This is a genomic window from Streptomyces sp. GL_140 (assembly GCF_057834465.1).
The window spans coordinates 5,184,394-5,201,340 of the sequence record NZ_CM174404.1 but is presented as its reverse complement, the minus strand read 5'-3'; the positions used below and the strand labels follow the sequence as shown (position 1 = coordinate 5,201,340).

Here is a 16,947-nt window from a genome sequence, read left to right as displayed (position 1 = left end):
AAACCAATGAAGATCCACAAGTACGACACCGTCATCGTCGGCGCGGGCGGCGCGGGCATGCGCGCCGCCATCGAGTCGACGAAGCGCAGCCGCACCGCCGTGCTGACCAAGCTCTACCCCACCCGCTCCCACACGGGCGCCGCGCAGGGCGGCATGGCCGCCGCGCTCGCCAACGTGGAGGACGACAACTGGGAGTGGCACACCTTCGACACGGTCAAGGGCGGTGACTACCTGGTCGACCAGGACGCCGCCGAGATCCTGGCGAAGGAGGCCATCGACGCGGTCCTCGACCTCGAGAAGATGGGCCTGCCGTTCAACCGCACCCCGGACGGCACCATCGACCAGCGCCGCTTCGGCGGCCACTCGCGCAACCACGGTGAGGCGCCGGTCCGCCGGTCCTGCTACGCCGCGGACCGCACCGGTCACATGATCCTCCAGACGCTCTACCAGAACTGTGTCAAGGAGGGCGTGGAGTTCTTCAACGAGTTCTACGTCCTGGACCAGCTCCTGGTCGAGGAGGACGGCGTCAAGAAGTCGGCCGGCGTGGTCGCGTACGAGCTCGCCACCGGCGAGATCCACGTGTTCCAGGCGAAGTCCGTCATCTACGCCTCCGGCGGCACCGGCAAGTTCTTCAAGGTGACCTCCAACGCGCACACCCTCACGGGTGACGGCCAGGCGGCCTGCTACCGCCGCGGCCTGCCGCTGGAGGACATGGAGTTCTTCCAGTTCCACCCGACGGGCATCTGGCGCATGGGCATCCTGCTGACGGAGGGCGCCCGCGGTGAGGGCGGCATCCTCCGCAACAAGGACGGCGAGCGCTTCATGGAGAAGTACGCGCCGGTCATGAAGGACCTCGCGTCCCGTGACGTCGTCTCGCGCTCCATCTACACCGAGATCCGTGAGGGCCGCGGCTGCGGTCCGGCCGGTGACCACGTGTACCTGGACCTGACGCACCTGCCGCCGGAGCAGCTCGACGCGAAGCTCCCGGACATCACCGAGTTCGCGCGCACCTACCTGGGCATCGAGCCGTACACGGACCCGATCCCGATCCAGCCCACCGCGCACTACGCCATGGGCGGCATCCCGACCAACGTCGAGGGTGAGGTCCTCTCGGACAACACCACCGTCGTCCCGGGCCTGTACGCGGCCGGCGAGGTCGCGTGCGTGTCGGTGCACGGCGCGAACCGTCTGGGCACCAACTCGCTGCTGGACATCAACGTCTTCGGCAAGCGCTCGGGCATCGCGGCCGCCGCGTACGCCCACGCCCACGACTACGTCGAGCTGCCCGAGAACCCGGCGCAGCAGGTCATCGACCAGGTCGAGCACCTGCGCGCCTCCACGGGCAACGAGCGGGTCGCGGACCTGCGCCTGGAGCTCCAGGAGACGATGGACGCCTGCGTGATGGTGTTCCGCACCGAGCAGACGATCAAGACCGCGGTCGAGAAGATCGCGGAGCTGCGCGAGCGCTACAAGAACGTCTCGGTCCAGGACAAGGGCAAGCGCTTCAACACGGACCTGCTGGAAGCCATCGAGCTGGGCAACCTGCTCGACCTGGCCGAGGTCATGGCCGTGTCCGCGCTGGCGCGAAAGGAGTCCCGCGGCGGTCACTACCGCGAGGACTACCCGAACCGCGACGACGTCAACTTCATGCGCCACACCATGGCGTACCGCGAGGTCGACGACAACGGCCAGGACTCGGTCCGCCTGGACTACAAGCCCGTCGTCGTCACCCGCTACCAGCCGATGGAGCGTAAGTACTGATGGCCACCCCGACCATGTCCAAGACGGACCAGATGGAGGCGGCGGCCGCCGCCTCGCCGTTCATCACGGTCACGTTCCGGATCCGCCGCTTCAACCCCGAGATCTCGGACGAGTCGACCTGGCAGGACTTCCAGATCGAGATCGACCCGAAGGAGCGCGTGCTCGACGGTCTCCACAAGATCAAGTGGGACCTGGACGGCTCGCTCACCTTCCGTCGCTCGTGCGCGCACGGCATCTGCGGCTCCGACGCGATGCGGATCAACGGCAAGAACAGGCTCGCCTGCAAGACGCTGATCAAGGACATCAACCCGGAGAAGCCGATCACGGTCGAGGCCATCAAGGGCCTCACCGTGATGAAGGACCTCGTCGTCGACATGGAGCCCTTCTTCCAGGCGTACCGGGACGTCATGCCGTTCCTGGTCACCAAGGGCAACGAGCCGACGCGCGAGCGCCTGCAGTCCGCCGAGGACCGCGAGCGCTTCGACGACACCACCAAGTGCATCCTGTGCGCCGCGTGCACGTCCTCGTGCCCGGTGTTCTGGAACGACGGCCAGTACTTCGGCCCGGCGGCGATCGTCAACGCGCACCGCTTCATCTTCGACTCGCGTGACGAGGCCGGTGAGCAGCGCCTCGAGATCCTGAACGACAAGGACGGCGTGTGGCGCTGCCGCACGACCTTCAACTGCACCGACGCGTGCCCCCGCGGCATCGAGGTCACGAAGGCGATCCAGGAAGTGAAGCGGGCGCTCATCACCCGCCGTTTCTGATCCCGTCGTAGTCAGTCGTACGAAGGCCCCGCTCCCGGTGTTCGCACCGGGAGCGGGGCCTTCGGCGTATCAGCCCCGGCGGATCTGGCTCGTGATCGTCGGATCGGTGATGGCGGTGTCCTCGGCCAGCAGCAGGGCGGGTCCGCCGCTCAACTGGTCCACGGCCGCCTGCAGGTCCTCCGCCAGGTACGAGACCAGCACGCTGCACCGCAGGGTGGCGACGGCGGCGTCCGGGACGGTCAGTCCTGCGGCGAGCCAGCGGTTGACCCGGGCCGACCAGCCGCCACCGTAGGTGTGGTACTCCCGCCCCAGCTCCTCGAAGGCCTGCCGGGTCGCCGCATCGAGATCGACGGCCATGTCAGCCACCCACCAGGGCGACCAGCTTGAGGAAGGTGACCTCGGTGCCGAGCGACAGGTCGATCTCCTCGTCCAGGTCGGTGATCTGACGGTCCCCCACCAGTACGAGGAAGCCGTTGCGCCCGAAGGCGGCGAGGGCCGCCTCGGTCTGCGCCTGCGGATCGACCGGGCCGTCCGCCCGGGCCTGGCGCACGAGGCGGCTCCCGGCCGGGGCCGCTGTCGGCCCGGACCGCGCCGCCCTGGTCCCGGCCACCTCCTGGAATATCCGCCTCCGTATCAGCTCGCGCAACGCGAGCCTCTCTTCGGCGATTTCCATCCCCCAGCCGTCACCGCGGCCCCCGGCAGTCGTCTCGTCGACGAAGATCACACTTCCCATGCCAGGAGATTAGGAGGAGGCACCGACAATCGGCCTACTGGCCCGGGGAAGGCTGTGTAAGGATCGACTTATGAGTGAGCAGCAGCCGAATCCGTACGCGGGCGACCCCGGCCGGCAGGACGACAAGTGGGGGACCGGCACGCCGAGTTACGGGTCCCCGGCGCAGCCCGGGTACGGCTATCCGCCGTCCGTTCCGCCCCAGCCCGGGTACGGCTACCCTCCTGCCGCCCCGGCGCAGCCCGGGTACGGATACCCGCAGCCCCCGGCCTACCAGCCGACCATGGGCGGTGCGGGCATGCCGACGCCGCCCATGACGCCTCCGATGCCCCCGCCGCCCTCCGGGGGGTACCCGCCGGCCGGGCTCTCGCTGGGCGACATCACCATCGCCGGGGACCAGATCATCACCCCGTCGGGCAACATGCCGCTCAAGGGCGCCGTCTGGAACGCCACCGACTTCTCCCGGACGGAGGAGAAGATCCCGGCGCACGCGATCGTGCTGGCCGTCATCTTCTTCCTGTTCTGCCTGCTCGGCCTGCTCTTCCTCCTGATGAAGGAGCGCCGCACGACGGGCTACATCCAGATCACGGTCAACAGCGGCGGCCGTCACCACTCCACGATGATCCCGGCCGTGGACGCGGGCACGTACATGTGGGTGATGAGCCAGCTCAACCAGGCGCGCGCACTGAGCATGTGACGCGGTTCTGCCGAAACCCGCTGGTAGACGCCGTACGGGGGTTGCGAGAATCGGCCGATGATCCTTTCTCATGACGTGGCCGGACCGACCGGCGCTCCGGCCGTCGTACTGCTGCACTCCTCCGTGTGCGACCGGCGCATGTGGGAGCCGCAGTGGCAGCCCCTGCTCGACGCCGGATTCCGGGTGGTGCGGCCGGACTTGCGGACCTGCGGGCAGTCCCCGGCCGCCGAGGCCCCGTACAGCGACCACGGCGACGTGCGGGAGCTGCTGGACCACCTCGGAATCGAGCGGGCCGCGGTCGTCGGCGCCTCGTACGGCGGGCGGGTGGCGCTCACGCTCGCCGCTCTGCACCCGGACCGGGTGAGTGCGCTGGCGCTGTTGTGCCCCGGCCGGCCCGGGCACCGGCCCACCGAGGAGCTGCGGAAGTTCGGCGCGGCCGAGGACGCCTTCCTCGACGCCGGGGACCTGGAGGGCGCGGCCGGGTTCAACGCCCAGTACTGGCTCGGCCCGGACGCCACCCCCGAGGCGCACGAGCTCGTACGGGACATGCAGCTGGGCAATTTCCGGTCCCCGCCCGCCGCAACCGGGAACCACGAGCTGCCCGAGCCCGAGGTCGACCTGTCCGCCATCACCGCCCCCGTGCTCGCCGTCGGCGGTGCGCACGACGTCCGCGACTTCCGCGACATCCCGGCCGGGCTTCCTTCCGAGATCCCCGGCGCGGTCCATGTCGAGCTCCCTTGGGCCGGCCACCTGCCCTCCCTGGAACGCTCGGCGGAGACCACCCGACTGCTGCTGGAGTTCCTCCCGCGCGGCTGATCCGGAGACGGCCCCTAGCCTGCGGCGGGGGCCCCTTCCGTGTCGAAGGTGTAGAACCTGCGGTGGTCCAGCATGTCGGCCGGGGTCACGTCCGTCCACGGCGACATGACGCCGTGCAGGTCGACCACGTCGGGTGTCGCAGTGGCGGGCAGGTACGTGGACTTCGGGTTCCGCCGCTGCCATTCGGCCCAGAGCATGTCGATGAAGGCGTGGTGCATCCAGAAGACCGGGTCGTTGGGGGACGCCGCGGTGGCCATGTGGCCGCCGATCCATACGTGGACGCGGTTGTGGAGGTTGGCGCCGCGCCAGCCTTCCAGGTGGTTGCGGAAGCCGCTGGAGGTGCTGTTCCACGGGGCCGCGTCGTACTCGGGCATGGCGAGGACGGCGTTCACCTCCGCCTTGGTCGGCAGCTCGGGCACGCCCGCGCCGAGGGTGCGCCGCAGGTACTGACGCTGGTCCACTCCCACGGTGATGGGCCACTTGCCCGCCCCGAGCGAGAAGGGCCCGTCGACCACCTGCCCGTCCCGTGCCCGGCCGGTGCCGCCCATGAAGTCCGCGGCCCAGAGGGAGGAGGTGGGGGTCCGGTCGACGGTCCAGTCCCAGTACGGGAGCGAGACCTTGGGATCCACCTTCTGCAGCTGGGCCTCGAAGCCGAGCAGGAAGCGCCGGTGCCAGGGGAGGAAGGAGGGGGCGCGGTGGCCGACCCGGGTGCCGAGGTCGGAATCGTTCATCAGGAAGGCGTTGTGGGCGTCGACGTACCGGTCGTAGACGCCCGTCCCCTTGAGTTCGAGCAGCGCGTTGGTGAAGGCGCGCTTCTCCTCGGCGGTGAGCTTGGCCTGGCTCTTGCGGACGGTCATACGGCGACGCCGCCCTTCGGTGCGAACGGAACGAGGGCCGCGCCCTGGAGGTCGCGGATGGCCGCGCGGGCGGCCTCCACGGGGTTGGGATACGTCTGGTAGTGGTTGACGACGCTGACCCAGGTGCCGTCCGCGTTGGGCATGACGTGCAGCTCGTTGCCGTCGATCTTGACGGTGGGCACGCCGACGCCGTGGTGGCCGCCCGCACCGAGGGTGATCTGGATGCGGCGGCCCTCGAAGACCTCGTCGATGCCGCCGGTGGGTATGGAAGCGGGCGCGCCGGACGCCCCGGCAGCCGGGGCGGAGCCGGCCGGCTTGGACGTGCAGGCGGTCAGCCCGAGAGCGGTGGTTGCGCCGACAGCCATACCCAGGGCATGCCGGCGGGTGATCTTCTTCATGGCTCGAAGAAATACCAGAGGCGCGCGAACGACCGACCGGCGCCCCGGAGTTGCGGCGGTCCGATCCGACGGGAACGCTTGGCTTGAACCTGTTCAAAACTTGCTCTACAGTCAGCGATGTCAGCAGTTGAACACGTTCAAGGGGGCTGAAGGCAATGGACCTCACCGTGGTCGCGTACGTCATCTACCTGCTCGTAAGCATCGGACTCACCGTCTGGGTGGCCCGCACGCTCAGCCGCAACGGCCGCATCTTCATCGCCGACGTCCTCCAGGGGAACGAGAAGCTCGCGGACGCCGTCAACCACCTCCTGGTGGTCGGGTTCTACCTCGTCAACATCGGCTTCGTGACCCTCTACCTGCGGTCGGGCGAGACGATCCTCGAAGCCCGCGGGCTCTTCGAGGCCCTCTCGGTGAAGCTCGGCGTGGTCCTCCTGGTCCTCGGCTTCATGCACCTCGGCAACGTCTGGGTGCTGAACAAGATGCGCCGCCGCGGAATCATGGAGCGTCAGCAGACCCCGCCGGTCCCCCCGCAGGGCTGGACCACGCCGGGCGCCCCCCAGGGCTGGACCGCACCCGCAGGGGCCTGATCCCGATGGCCACCACGGCGACCCGGCACCTGACGGTGCTGTACGACGCGCAATGCCCGCTCTGTGTCCACATCCGGCACTGGCTGCTCGCGCAGCGCTGGCTGGTCCCGCTACGGCTCCTGCCCGCGGCCTCGGCCGCGGCCCGGCAGCGGTTCCCGCAGCTCGACCACGCATCGACGCTGCGGGAGATCACGGTCATCGGGGACTCCGGTCAGGTGTGGACCGGGACGGACGCCTTCATCGTCTGCCTCTGGGCACTGGCCGAGCACCGGCCGAAGGCGAACTGGCTGGCCACACCGGCCAGGCCCTTCGCCAAGGCCGCCATGTACACCGCAGCCAAGTGGCGGGAGGCCGTACGGGACGACTCGGGGGAACCTGCCTGTGACGACCACTGCCCCGTACCCCGATAGGGTCATACACCGTGACTGATCAGAAGGCTCCGAAGAGCGAGCAGACCCGCACCCTCATCCTCGAAACCGCGCTCCGCCTCTTCCAGGAGCGCGGCTTCGACAAGACGACGATGCGCGGTATCGCCAAGGAGGCCGGGGTATCGGTCGGCAACGCCTACTACTACTTCGAGTCGAAGGAACACCTGGTCCAGGGGTTCTACGACCGGATCGGCGCCGCCCACCTGGCGGCGGTCCGGCCGATCCTGGACAACGAGACCGATCTCCAGAAGCGGCTCGCGGGCGTGCTGACCAGCTGGCTGGACATCGCGGCGCCGTACCACGAGTTCGCCTCGCAGTTCTTCAAGAACGCGGCGGACCCGGAGAGCCCGCTCAGCCCCTTCTCCCCGGAATCGGAAGCGGCCCGCAACCAGGCCATCGACATGCACCGCGAGGTGCTGGCGGGCGCGAAGACCAAGGTTCCGGACGAACTGGCCGACGTACTGCCGGAGCTGATGTGGCTCTCGCAGATGGGCCTGGTCCTCTACTGGGTCTTCGACCGTTCCCCGAACAGCGAGAAGACCCGGCGGCTCGCCCAGCGCGGCGCGCAGCTGACGACGCGGGGCATCATCCTGGCCCGGTTCCGGGTGCTGCGCCCGCTGGTGCGCGAGGTCCACGAACTGTTCACGGACTTCCTGCCGGGCATGGCCCAGACCGCCGTGTCGGGGAAGGCCGGCTCCCGCAAGCGGGCCTCGGACCCGGACGCCGGTCCGGAACCCGGCCCGGAGGTGTAGTGCCGCGTCAGGCACTGGCCGGCGCGGGGCCCCGCGCTCGCACGGAGCCCCGTACCGCCCTTACAGCCAGTTGAGCTCCCACAGGCGCCAGACGCCCGTGCCGTCCGAGAGGAACTGGGCGCCGGTGACGGCCTCGCGGGACATCACGTAGTCCTTCTTCTGCCAGATCGGCAGCATCGGGACCTCCTGGGCGACGAGCTTCTGGAGCTCGCGGAAGTCGTTGGCCGCGGCGCTGCGGTCCGAGAACGACTGGGTCCGGGTGATGAGGTCGTCGACGGCCTTGCTGGAGAAGCCGCTGTTCATCGAGGAGTCGGCGCCGACGAGCGGGGCGAGGAAGTTGTCGGCGTCCGGGAAGTCGGCGATCCAGCCGATGGTGTAGGCGTCGAATTCGCCGGCCGCGTAGGCCTTTTGGAAATCGGCCCACACGTCGACCGGCTTGATCGTCAGGTGGAACAAGCCGGTGGACTCCAGCTGCTTCTTGATCTCCTCGGCCTCGGCGATGTTCGCGCCGCGCACGTTGACACCGAGGTTGATCGTGACCGGGGCGGTGATCCCGGCCTCCTTGAGGAGCTTCTTGGCGTTGAGCCCGTTGGGCGAGGGATACGCGTCGAAGAAGGGCGTGCTGTGCGCGGCGATGCCGGCCGGAACCAGCGAGAAGAGCGGGGTGACCGTGCCCTTGTAGATCTCGCCCGCCACCTTGGGGCGGTCCAGGACCGCGGCAATGGCCTGGCGGACGGCGGGCTGCGCGGCGGCGGAGCCGGCGCGGACGTTGAAGACGATGCTGCGGGTCTCGGTGCCGCCCGAGGCCTCGTAGCGGGTGTCCTTCAGGCCCGGGTTGAGGGCCGCGAGGGTGGCCGGGGGCATGTCCCGGTGGGCGACCTCGATCCCGTGGTCGTTCCAGGCCTGCTCCAGCTGCGCGGAGTCCTTGAAGTACCGGACGGTGACGGGCCCCTTGGAGACCTTGCCCTGCCCCTTGTACGAGGGGTTCGGCTTGAGCTCGGCGCTCGTGCCCGGCACGTAGTCGCCGAGGGTGAACGGGCCGGAGCCGTCGGCCTTGTTCCCCTCGCGCAGGCCCTTGGCCGGGTACTTGTCCTTGTCCACGATCGAGGCGGCGCCCGTCGCGATCTTGAACGGGAAGGTGGCGTCCCCGGCGGAGAGGTTGAAGGTGACCGTGTTGCCCTCGGCCTTGACCGAGTCCAGGGTGTTGAACAGGGGCGCCGGACCCTGGTCGGAGTTGATCGCCTTGATCCGGTCGAAGGAGTACTTGACGTCCTCGGCGGTGACCGCGCGGCCGGAGGAGAACTTCAGGTCGGGGCGCAGCTCGCACTGGTACGTGCTCAGCTTGTCGCCGACGAACTTGCAGGCGGAGGCCGCGTCGGGCACCGGGGTGTCCGAACCGGTCCGGATGGTCAGCAGCGACTGGTAGACGTTGCTGAACAGTGCCCAGGAGCCGGCGTCGTACGCCCCGGCGGGGTCGAGGGAGGAGACCACGTCGCTCGTGCCGACGCGGATCGCCTTGCCGCCGCCCGCGTCCTCGGGCAGCAACTGCCAGGTCGCGACTCCGGCGACGGCGAGGCCCAGCCCGGCCGCGATGACTTTCGAGCGGACAGACCGCAACATCCTTGACCCCACCCCATGTGGCCGCGCACCGCTGCACACGACCGACTATCCGATTATCGGTCAGCCAATCATGGAATTTCGGCCTCGGGAAGGCCGATTCACGGCGGGTCGCTGCCGATTGGGACGGTTCACGCCTGATATGAGGCGAGTTCGACGACTGTGATGTCCGACGGAGCCCCCACCCGGACCGGCGGCCCCCAGGCACCGGCGCCGCGCGAGACGTACAGCTGGGTGTCGCCGTAGCGCTCCAGCCCGGCGACGGTGGGATTGGCGAGCTCGGCAATGTAGTTGCCGGGCCAGAGCTGGCCGCCGTGGGTGTGCCCGGACAACTGGAGGTCGACCCCGTGCCGGACGGCCTGGTCGATCACGACGGGCTGGTGGGCGAGGAGCACGGCGGTACGGGCGCGGTCGCGGTCCCCGAGGGCCGCCTCGAAATCGGGGCCGTGGCCCTCGCTCTCCCCCGCGACGTCGTTGACCCCGGCCAGGTCGAAGTACGGCAGCGGGCGGCGGGCGTTCTCCAGGGGCGTCAGACCCAGCTCGCGGACGCGCTCCACCCACGGGGCGGCGCCGGAGAAGTACTCGTGGTTCCCGGTGACGAAGTACGAGCCGTGCCGCGCGCGCAGGTGCCTGAGCGGCTCGGCGGCCCGCCCGAGGTCGTGGACGGTGCCGTCGACGAGGTCGCCGACCACGGCGATGAGGTCGGGCTGGGTCCGGTTGATGGTCTCGACGATGCGCGTGGTGTGGGCGCGGCCGAGGATCGGGCCGAGGTGGATGTCGCTGACGACCGCGATCCGGAATCCGTGCGCGGCGCGGGGCAGCTTCGCCAGGGGCACCTGGACCCGCTTGACCCGGGGGCCGCGCAGGACCCCGTACGTGCCGTATCCGACGGTGCCGACCGCCGCCGCGCCGGCCGCCCCGGCCACGGTCCGCGCGAAGCGGCGGCGGCTGAGGTCCTTCCGGGCGGGCACCCCGGCGGGGGCCGCGGGTTCGGCGGGGGCCTCAGGCTCGGCGGGGGCCGCGAGGACGGCCTGCGTCGCCGATGCCCTCCCCGCCCCTTCCGGCCGCGCCGGATCGTGCGGCTCCGTACCGGACCCCGAAGGGCGGTCCGTGCCTTCGGCGCTGCCCCGCGCGGGCTCGGCGGGCCCGGCCGGGGCGGCGGCCGCCTTCGACCGGCGGAGCCACACCGCGCGGACCGGCTCGGCGACCAGCATCGCCATCGACAGGTACAGCAGGACCGCCAGCCAGAGGAAGCCCGGCCAGGCGACCGTGCGCTGGAGCCAGAAGGGGGCGCCGGCCCGGCCCGCGACCAGGGCGGCCACCGCGAGGACCGGCAGGGCGAAGGCCAGGGCCGTGCCGGCGCGGCGGACGCGGCTGCCCGGGGTGCTGGTGTCGCGGACCAGCCGGATCCACAGCCAGCGGTGCACCAGGGCCAGGAGGGCCAGTACGGCCAGGGCCACGGCCGCGAACAGGAGGACCGTCACGCGTCCGGCCCCCTACGTGATTCACGCCGCAGCGCCCGCACCCCGCGCAACCCGATCACTCCGACGGCCGTCCCCAGGAGAAAGGACGCCACCGCCAGGAGAAGGTGGACCCAGAAGTACGCGGTCGGGCTCCCTGCCTCGTCGAACGCCAGACCGCTGCCGTCCTTCCACAGGTTCCGGACGAAAGACACCCAGATGAACCAGCTCCACACTCCGAAGGCGAGCAGGAACCAGGAAGCGGCGCGGCTGAGTTTCATGAGCTCAGTATCGGTTTCGCCCCCAGGACGGACGCGCCGGGGTGGGCTGTCCCGGCGGTGGTTGCGGCGGGTTGGCCGGTCCGTGCCCGTGGTCACAGCATCGGGATGTACTTTCACCTGCGTGTCTGCCAAGAAGACCGCGCTGACGGTCCTTTCCGCCGCACTTCCCGCGCTGCTGCTCCCGGCTCTGTTCGTGTCGCCCGCGCACGCCGCGCCGACGCCCACGCCGACGCCGCCCGCCGACGGGAAGGGCCAGCCGGCCAAGGCGCCGGGGCCGCCCGCCTCGATGTCGACGGTCGGCGGGGCCTCGCTCGGGCAGCCCGGTACCCAGGTCAACCTGCTGCCCGGCGCGCCCGCCCTGCCGGCGAACTTGACGGGCCGCTCCTGGATCGTGGCCGACGCCGAGACCGGTGAGGTGCTGGCGGCGCACAACGCGCACTGGCGGCTTCCCCCGGCCTCCACCATGAAGATGCTCTTCGCGGACACCGTCCTGCCGACCCTGCCCAAGGAGACGGTCCACAAGGTCACCGAGCAGGAGCTGTCGGGGGTGGGCGCCGGCTCCAGCCTGGTCGGCGTCAAGGAGGACGCCGAATACACCGTCCACGACCTGTGGCTCGGGGTGTTCCTGCGCTCCGGGAACGACGCCGTGCATGTACTTTCGGCCATGAACGGCGGCGTGGACAAGACCGTCAAGGACATGCAGGCGCACGCCGAGGAGCTCCAGGCCCTGGACACCCACGTGGTGTCCCCGGACGGCTACGACGCGCCGGGCCAGGTCTCCAGCGCCTACGACCTCACCCTCATCGCCCGCTCCGGCCTGCAGAAGGCGGACTTCCGGGAGTACTGCGGCACGGCGAGCGCGAAGTTCCCCGGCAAGCAGGAGGCCGGTAAGCCGCGCGAGACCTTCGAGATCCAGAACACCAACCGGCTGATGACCGGCGCGGGCGGCCTCTCCCCCTACAAGGGCATCGCCGGGGTGAAGAACGGCAACACCACCATGGCCGGCTCCACCTTCACCGGCGCCGCCCAGCGCGGTGACAAGAAGCTGCTGGTCACGGTGATGAACCCGGGTACCGGTGGCGCCAATTCCGTCTACGAGGAGACCGCCGACCTGCTGGACTGGGGTTTCGCGGCGGTCGGGAAGGTCAAGCCGGTGGGTGAGCTGGTGCCGCCGAAGAGCGCGGACACCTCCTCCCACGGGTCCCCCGCCCAGTCCCACGAGAACAACCCCTCGGCGACCGGCGGCGGCTCCGGCGGCGGAGTCGGCACCGCCCTCGGCATCGCGGGCGGGGTACTGGCCGTGGTGGGCGGCGGCGCCTACGTGATCAACCGGCGCCTCCCGCGGCGCGGGCGCCGGGCCCGGGGCGACGAAGCCTCGTAGGAAGGGCCGGGCGGGGAAGGACCGGGCGGGACCGCGCGGCGATCAGCCGGACGCCGGCCCCGGGGCGGTCTGCGGCTCCGGGGCGGAGGCCGGGGCAGGGGCCAGGTCCTCCACGCCGTCCCCGTCCCCGTCCGCGTCGTCGCGGCTCGCCGTCCAGGCCGCGCAGAACAGCAGCAGCTTCGCCGTCAGGTTGATCCAGATCAACAGGGCGATCGGCACGCCGAAGGCCCCGTACATGCTCTTCGTGGCGATCTCCCGCATGTAGCCGCTGAGCAGCAGTTTCAGCAGCTCGAAGCCGGCCGCGCCGATGAGGGCCGCTTGGATCAGACGGCCGCGCGGGGGTTCGACGCCCGGCAGCAGGGTCAGGACGTAGAGCAGCAGCAGGAAGGCGGCCAGGACGCCGACGAGGAAGGCCGCGGTGCGCAGCAGGCCGCCGCCGGCGCCGTCGCGCGGCAGGCCGACCGAGTTGCCGGCCCTGCCGACCAGGCTGGAGCCGACGATCGAGGCGGCGGCCGAGGCCAGGACCGCCCCGCCGAGGCCGATGAGGACCAGCGTGTCCTTGCCCTTGCGGACGACGGGATTGCCCTCGTCCTCGTCGTCTTTTTCCCATACGGCGCGCAGGCAGTCGCGCATGGAGCCGACCCAGCCGATGCCGGTGAAGAGCAGGATTCCACCGGCCACCAGCCCGACCGTGCCCGCGTTCGCGACGAGGCCGTTGATGTCGAGCTGGTCGGAGATGCCGGGCACCTGCTCGGCGACGTTCTTCTGGAGCCGGTCGAGCTGCTCCTGGGTGAGCAGCGCCGCGCCGATCGCGGCGGCCACGGTGATCAGGGGAAAGAGTGCGACGAAACTGATAAAAGTGATCGCGGCGGCGAGCCGGCTCCAGTGCACCCGGACGAGCCGCTGGTACGAACGCCACAGGTGGGTCCGCATCAACGCGGACATCAAGGGCCCAATAACCGGAAGTTTCTTCAGCCATTCCATAGGGTCACGGTAAATGAGCTATCGGAAATAGCCCGGATTGCCGCATTTGGGCACTACGGTCGTCGATTGTGACTTTTCGCCCGACGGCTCGGCCGTTCCACGCCCTGGTCCTGCGAAGGATCAGCTTCCGGTTCCGGTTCCTGCGTCAGGAACGGCGTACGGTCGCCTCGCCCGCGGCGGCCGCGGGACTGTCGGTCGATGAGCCCAGCTGTGCCGGAACGCCCGGCGCGCCGCCTCCGAACGGGTACTCCCGCAGTTTGCGCCAGACCCCGTCCGAACCCTGCTCGTAGAGGGCGAATCCACCGCAGGTCCACTGCGCGGAATAGTCCGCGAGAGTGCTGAACGCCAGGTCCATCGCCTCCTCGGAGATCCCGTGGGCGACCGTGACGTGCGGGTGGTACGGGAACGCCAGATCCCGGCTGAGCGGCCCCTGCGGGTCGCGGACCCGGCCCTGGAGCCGGGTGCAGCCCGTACCGCCCTCGACGACCTGGACGAAGACGACCGGCGAGAGGGGCCGGAAGGTTCCCGTGCCGGCCAGACGCATCGGGAAGGGCCGGCAGGCGGCCGCGACCTCGGCCAGGTGGGCGCGGATCTCCGGCAGCCGGTCCGCGGCCACCTCCGTCGGCGGTACGAGGGTGACGTGCGTGGGAATGCCGTACGCGGCGGCGTCCCCGAAGCCCGCGCGCAGCTCCTGGAGGCTGCTGCCGTACGGCTCCGGGACCGCGATCGAAACGCCGAGCGTTACGGTCCCCACGAATCTCTCCTCCGCCTGTCGTTCCTGTGCGTCGTCCGTGCGCGGCCTGTGAGCCGCGCGGGTGCTGCCGCACCAGTGTGGCGGCAGCACCCCCCGGATCGCCAGGGCCCTCTTTCCTCTTCCGTGCGTCTCAGTGCTTCGCGGGCAGGAATCCGAGGCGGTCGTACGCCTGCGCCAGGGTCTCCGAAGCGACCGCGCGAGCCTTCTCCGCGCCCTTGGCCAGCAGGTTGTCCAAGGTCTCCGGGTCGTCCAGGTACTCCTGGGTGCGCTGCTTGAACGGTGTGACGAAATCGACCATCACTCCGGCGAGATCGGTCTTGAGCGCTCCGTAACCCTTGCCCTCGTACGCGGTCTCCAGCGCCGCGATCGACTCACCCGTGAGAGTGGAGAAGATGGTGAGCAGATTGCTGACGCCGGGCTTCAGGGCCGGGTCGAACCGGACCACGGCCTCGGTGTCGGTCACAGCGCTCTTGATCTTCTTCTCGGTGGCCTTGGGCTCGTCGAGGAGGTTGATCAGGCCCTTGGGGGACGAGGCCGACTTCGACATCTTGATCGTCGGGTCCTGGAGGTCGTAGATCTTCGCGACCTCCTTGACGATGTGCGGCGCGGGCAGCGTGAAGGTCTTGCCGAAGCGCTGGTTGAAGCGCTCGGCCAGGTCGCGGGTCAGCTCGATGTGCTGGCGCTGGTCCTCGCCGACCGGGACGGCGTTCGCCTGGTAGAGCAGGATGTCGGCGACCTGGAGGATCGGGTACGTGAACAGCCCGACGGTGGCGTTGTTGGCGCCGCCCTTGGCGGACTTGTCCTTGAACTGCGTCATCCGGCTGGCCTCGCCGAAGCCGGTGATGCAGTTCATGACCCAGCCCAGCTGGGCGTGCTCGGGCACGTGGCTCTGGATGAAGAGCGTGCAGCGCTCGGGGTCCAGGCCGGCGGCGAGCAGCTGCGCGGCGGAGAGCCGGGTGTTCGCGCGCAGGTCCGCGGGATCCTGCGGCATGGTGATCGCGTGCAGGTCGACGACCATGTAGAACGCGTCGTGCGTCTCCTGGAGGGCGACGTACTGGCGGATCGCTCCGAGGTAGTTCCCGAGGTGGAACGAACCGGAGGTGGGCTGGATGCCGGAGAGCGCGCGGGGACGATCAGAAGCCATGGCTTCATTCTCTCAGGTGCGGTGACGGGCTCGGGCCCGCCTGTGGCCGGAACCCGGAGGCTTCGCGGAGCTCCGTGGGCTCCGCCCACACCCGCGCCTCAAACGCCGGCCAGGCCGGATTTGGCTGATGTCGCCTGCCCGGCGGGGCTGGATTGCCCGGAGGGCAATGACAGCCCCGCCGGCGTTTGAGGCGCGGGGTCCGGGGCGGAGCCCCGGGAAGCCGGGCCGCAGGCTTACGCCAGCGGGAGCCCCGGGGCCGGGAAGGCGGCCATGAGGTCGCAGACCTCGGCCCGGATCACGGCCAGCGCCGGCTCGTCACCCGCGGCGGCAGCCGACACCGCCCGCGAGATCCAGTCGGCGACCACCGGCATGTGCTCGGTCGACAGACCCCGCGAGGTCAGCGACGGCGTACCGATCCGGATGCCCGACGGGTCGAACGGCTTGCGCGGGTCGAAGGGCACCGTGTTGTAGTTCACGACGATCCCCGCCCGGTCCAGCGCCTTCGCCGCGATCTTGCCCGGGACCCCGCGCGAGGTCAGGTCCATCAGGATCAGGTGGTTGTCCGTGCCGCCCGAGACCAGGTCAAAGCCCTGCTCCAGGAGCGCCGCGGCCAGCGCCTTGGCATTGGCGACGACCGCGTGGGCGTACGAGACGAAGGCGGGCTGCGCCGCCTCGTGGAGGGCCACCGCGATGCCGGCCGTGGTCTGGTTGTGCGGACCGCCCTGGAGGCCCGGGAAGACCGCCTTGTCGATGGCCTTCGCGTGCTCTTCGCGGCACATCAGCATCGCGCCGCGCGGGCCGCGCAGGGTCTTGTGGGTGGTGGTGGAGATGACGTCCACGTGCCCGGCCGGGGACGGGTGCGCGCCGCCCGCGATCAGGCCCGCGATGTGCGCCACGTCGGCGACCAGGATCGAGCCGGCCTCCTTGGCGATCGACGCGAACGCCTCGAAGTCGATCGTGCGCGGGAGGGCGGTGCCGCCGCAGAAGATCAGCTTGGGGCGCTCGGCCAGCGCGAGTTCCCGTACGGCGTCGTAGTCGATGAGACCGGTGTCCGCCTGGACCCCGTACTGCACGCCCCGGAACCAGGAGCCGGTCGCCGAGACGCCCCAGCCGTGGGTCAGGTGCCCGCCCATCGGCAGGGCCATGCCCATCACCGTGTCGCCGGGCTGGGCGAAGGCCAGGTACACGGCGAGGTTGGCCGGGGAGCCGGAGTACGGCTGCACGTTCGCGTGGTCCACCCCGAAGAGGCCCTTCGCCCGCTCGACGGCCAGGGCCTCGATGCGGTCGATGTTCTGCTGGCCCTCGTAGTAGCGGCGGCCCGGGTAGCCCTCGCTGTACTTGTTCTGCAGCACCGTGCCGGAGGCCTCCAGGACGGCCGCGGACACGTAGTTCTCGCTGGGGATCAGGCGCAGGGTCTCCGCCTGCAGGGTTTCCTCGGCGGCGACGAAGGACGCCAGCTCGGGGTCGGTGCTGAACAGGGCGGGGTGGTGGCTCGCGCTCATGGCGGCTCCTCCGGGGTCGATGTCAGGTCTC

At 70.3% G+C, this 16,947-nt stretch carries 19 protein-coding genes; 8 read left to right on the top strand and 11 right to left on the bottom strand.

Annotated elements, in window-relative coordinates; translation table 11 throughout:
• Window positions 1–6 precede the first annotated feature (6 nt).
• Window positions 7–1,761 carry a succinate dehydrogenase flavoprotein subunit gene (sdhA, locus tag AC3IYJ_RS24245; RefSeq protein ID WP_489396853.1) on the top strand — a complete coding sequence of 585 codons (1,755 nt, stop codon included), beginning with the start codon at window positions 7–9 and terminating at the stop codon, window positions 1,759–1,761.
• Window positions 1,761–2,528, top strand: a complete 768-nt coding sequence (locus AC3IYJ_RS24240; RefSeq protein WP_489396852.1) for a succinate dehydrogenase iron-sulfur subunit — start codon at window positions 1,761–1,763, stop codon at window positions 2,526–2,528. The genes sdhA and AC3IYJ_RS24240 overlap by 1 nt, the downstream gene beginning before the upstream one ends.
• 69 nt (window positions 2,529–2,597) lie before the next feature.
• Here the strand turns inward: AC3IYJ_RS24240 and AC3IYJ_RS24235 are convergent, their stop codons facing one another.
• On the bottom strand, window positions 2,598–2,885 hold the full coding sequence (locus AC3IYJ_RS24235) for a hypothetical protein (protein WP_489396851.1): 288 nt from the start codon (window positions 2,883–2,885) through the stop codon (window positions 2,598–2,600).
• A 1-nt stretch (window position 2,886) separates the two neighbouring features.
• Window positions 2,887–3,261 (bottom strand): hypothetical protein, encoded by a 375-nt coding sequence (locus tag AC3IYJ_RS24230; protein WP_489396850.1) that lies wholly within the window; start codon window positions 3,259–3,261, stop codon window positions 2,887–2,889.
• Window positions 3,262–3,331: 70 nt separating this feature from the next.
• Here AC3IYJ_RS24230 and AC3IYJ_RS24225 point away from each other — a divergent pair, with 70 nt between their 5' ends.
• Together AC3IYJ_RS24225 and AC3IYJ_RS24220 are read left to right on the top strand one after the other, a co-directional pair.
• Complete coding sequence (locus AC3IYJ_RS24225; RefSeq protein WP_489396849.1) at window positions 3,332–3,955, top strand: hypothetical protein; 624 nt, start codon at window positions 3,332–3,334, stop codon at window positions 3,953–3,955.
• Between the two features lie 57 nt (window positions 3,956–4,012).
• The gene (locus AC3IYJ_RS24220) at window positions 4,013–4,771 is read left to right on the top strand and encodes an alpha/beta fold hydrolase (RefSeq protein ID WP_489396848.1); all 759 of its coding nucleotides are present in this window, start codon (window positions 4,013–4,015) and stop codon (window positions 4,769–4,771) included.
• A gap of 14 nt (window positions 4,772–4,785) precedes the next feature.
• On the opposite strand, the gene melC2 is transcribed toward AC3IYJ_RS24220, so the two are convergent.
• Together melC2 and melC1 are read right to left on the bottom strand one after the other, a co-directional pair.
• The gene (gene melC2 / locus AC3IYJ_RS24215; RefSeq protein ID WP_489396847.1) at window positions 4,786–5,628 is read right to left on the bottom strand and encodes a tyrosinase MelC2; all 843 of its coding nucleotides are present in this window, start codon (window positions 5,626–5,628) and stop codon (window positions 4,786–4,788) included.
• Window positions 5,625–6,026 (bottom strand): apotyrosinase chaperone MelC1, encoded by a 402-nt coding sequence (gene melC1 / locus AC3IYJ_RS24210; protein WP_489396846.1) that lies wholly within the window; start codon window positions 6,024–6,026, stop codon window positions 5,625–5,627. Before melC1 ends, melC2 begins: the two co-directional genes overlap by 4 nt.
• A 155-nt stretch (window positions 6,027–6,181) precedes the next feature.
• Between melC1 and AC3IYJ_RS24205 the strand changes: the two genes are divergently transcribed.
• The 3 genes from AC3IYJ_RS24205 to AC3IYJ_RS24195 are packed head-to-tail and all read left to right on the top strand — an operon-like array spanning window position 6,182 to window position 7,793.
• Complete coding sequence (locus tag AC3IYJ_RS24205; RefSeq protein WP_489396845.1) at window positions 6,182–6,613, top strand: hypothetical protein; 432 nt, start codon at window positions 6,182–6,184, stop codon at window positions 6,611–6,613.
• A gap of 5 nt (window positions 6,614–6,618) precedes the next feature.
• The gene (locus AC3IYJ_RS24200) at window positions 6,619–7,023 is read left to right on the top strand and encodes a thiol-disulfide oxidoreductase DCC family protein (RefSeq protein WP_489396844.1); all 405 of its coding nucleotides are present in this window, start codon (window positions 6,619–6,621) and stop codon (window positions 7,021–7,023) included.
• 11 nt (window positions 7,024–7,034) lie between these two features.
• A complete protein-coding gene (locus AC3IYJ_RS24195; protein WP_489396843.1) occupies window positions 7,035–7,793 on the top strand; it encodes a TetR family transcriptional regulator in 759 nt (252 codons plus the stop codon).
• 60 nt (window positions 7,794–7,853) lie between these two features.
• On the opposite strand, the gene AC3IYJ_RS24190 is transcribed toward AC3IYJ_RS24195, so the two are convergent.
• The 3 genes from AC3IYJ_RS24190 to AC3IYJ_RS24180 all read right to left on the bottom strand — a co-directional run bounded on the left by AC3IYJ_RS24190 (window position 7,854) and on the right by AC3IYJ_RS24180 (window position 11,151).
• Window positions 7,854–9,410 (bottom strand): ABC transporter substrate-binding protein, encoded by a 1,557-nt coding sequence (locus AC3IYJ_RS24190; protein WP_489402903.1) that lies wholly within the window; start codon window positions 9,408–9,410, stop codon window positions 7,854–7,856.
• Between the two features lie 131 nt (window positions 9,411–9,541).
• Window positions 9,542–10,894, bottom strand: coding sequence for a metallophosphoesterase (locus AC3IYJ_RS24185; RefSeq protein ID WP_489396842.1), 1,353 nt, complete (start codon window positions 10,892–10,894; stop codon window positions 9,542–9,544).
• Window positions 10,891–11,151 carry an SCO4848 family membrane protein gene (locus tag AC3IYJ_RS24180; protein ID WP_489396841.1) on the bottom strand — a complete coding sequence of 87 codons (261 nt, stop codon included), beginning with the start codon at window positions 11,149–11,151 and terminating at the stop codon, window positions 10,891–10,893. Before AC3IYJ_RS24180 ends, AC3IYJ_RS24185 begins: the two co-directional genes overlap by 4 nt.
• Before the next feature lie 121 nt (window positions 11,152–11,272).
• Here AC3IYJ_RS24180 and AC3IYJ_RS24175 point away from each other — a divergent pair, with 121 nt between their 5' ends.
• On the top strand, window positions 11,273–12,532 hold the full coding sequence (locus AC3IYJ_RS24175; protein WP_489396840.1) for a D-alanyl-D-alanine carboxypeptidase family protein: 1,260 nt from the start codon (window positions 11,273–11,275) through the stop codon (window positions 12,530–12,532).
• 42 nt (window positions 12,533–12,574) lie between these two features.
• Here AC3IYJ_RS24175 and AC3IYJ_RS24170 read toward each other — a convergent pair whose 3' ends face one another.
• The 4 genes from AC3IYJ_RS24170 to glyA form a co-directional block, all read right to left on the bottom strand.
• Entirely contained in the window at window positions 12,575–13,516 is a 942-nt protein-coding gene (locus AC3IYJ_RS24170; protein ID WP_489396839.1) for a YihY/virulence factor BrkB family protein, read from the bottom strand.
• Between the two features lie 145 nt (window positions 13,517–13,661).
• Window positions 13,662–14,270: a 2'-5' RNA ligase family protein gene (locus AC3IYJ_RS24165; RefSeq protein WP_489396838.1), complete on the bottom strand. Its 609-nt coding sequence runs from the start codon at window positions 14,268–14,270 to the stop codon at window positions 13,662–13,664.
• 130 nt (window positions 14,271–14,400) lie between these two features.
• A complete protein-coding gene (gene trpS / locus AC3IYJ_RS24160) occupies window positions 14,401–15,414 on the bottom strand; it encodes a tryptophan--tRNA ligase (RefSeq protein WP_489396837.1) in 1,014 nt (337 codons plus the stop codon).
• Between the two features lie 233 nt (window positions 15,415–15,647).
• On the bottom strand, window positions 15,648–16,916 hold the full coding sequence (gene glyA, locus AC3IYJ_RS24155; RefSeq protein ID WP_489396836.1) for a serine hydroxymethyltransferase: 1,269 nt from the start codon (window positions 16,914–16,916) through the stop codon (window positions 15,648–15,650).
• Window positions 16,917–16,947 lie beyond the last annotated feature (31 nt).

What these genes read in the sequence shown, in the direction of transcription:
- AC3IYJ_RS24220 (WP_489396848.1), top strand. Translation starts at nt 4,013, where the DNA reads ATGATCCTTTCTCATGACGTGGCCGGACCGACCGGCGCTCCGGCCGTC.
- glyA (WP_489396836.1), bottom strand. Translation starts at nt 16,916, where the DNA reads ATGAGCGCGAGCCACCACCCCGCCCTGTTCAGCACCGACCCCGAGCTG.
- AC3IYJ_RS24180 (WP_489396841.1), bottom strand. Translation starts at nt 11,151, where the DNA reads ATGAAACTCAGCCGCGCCGCTTCCTGGTTCCTGCTCGCCTTCGGAGTG.
- melC2 (WP_489396847.1), bottom strand. Translation starts at nt 5,628, where the DNA reads ATGACCGTCCGCAAGAGCCAGGCCAAGCTCACCGCCGAGGAGAAGCGC.
- AC3IYJ_RS24230 (WP_489396850.1), bottom strand. Translation starts at nt 3,261, where the DNA reads ATGGGAAGTGTGATCTTCGTCGACGAGACGACTGCCGGGGGCCGCGGT.
- trpS (WP_489396837.1), bottom strand. Translation starts at nt 15,414, where the DNA reads ATGGCTTCTGATCGTCCCCGCGCGCTCTCCGGCATCCAGCCCACCTCC.
- AC3IYJ_RS24200 (WP_489396844.1), top strand. Translation starts at nt 6,619, where the DNA reads ATGGCCACCACGGCGACCCGGCACCTGACGGTGCTGTACGACGCGCAA.
- AC3IYJ_RS24240 (WP_489396852.1), top strand. Translation starts at nt 1,761, where the DNA reads ATGGCCACCCCGACCATGTCCAAGACGGACCAGATGGAGGCGGCGGCC.
- AC3IYJ_RS24225 (WP_489396849.1), top strand. Translation starts at nt 3,332, where the DNA reads ATGAGTGAGCAGCAGCCGAATCCGTACGCGGGCGACCCCGGCCGGCAG.
- melC1 (WP_489396846.1), bottom strand. Translation starts at nt 6,026, where the DNA reads ATGAAGAAGATCACCCGCCGGCATGCCCTGGGTATGGCTGTCGGCGCA.
- AC3IYJ_RS24170 (WP_489396839.1), bottom strand. Translation starts at nt 13,516, where the DNA reads ATGGAATGGCTGAAGAAACTTCCGGTTATTGGGCCCTTGATGTCCGCG.
- sdhA (WP_489396853.1), top strand. Translation starts at nt 7, where the DNA reads ATGAAGATCCACAAGTACGACACCGTCATCGTCGGCGCGGGCGGCGCG.
- AC3IYJ_RS24205 (WP_489396845.1), top strand. Translation starts at nt 6,182, where the DNA reads ATGGACCTCACCGTGGTCGCGTACGTCATCTACCTGCTCGTAAGCATC.
- AC3IYJ_RS24235 (WP_489396851.1), bottom strand. Translation starts at nt 2,885, where the DNA reads ATGGCCGTCGATCTCGATGCGGCGACCCGGCAGGCCTTCGAGGAGCTG.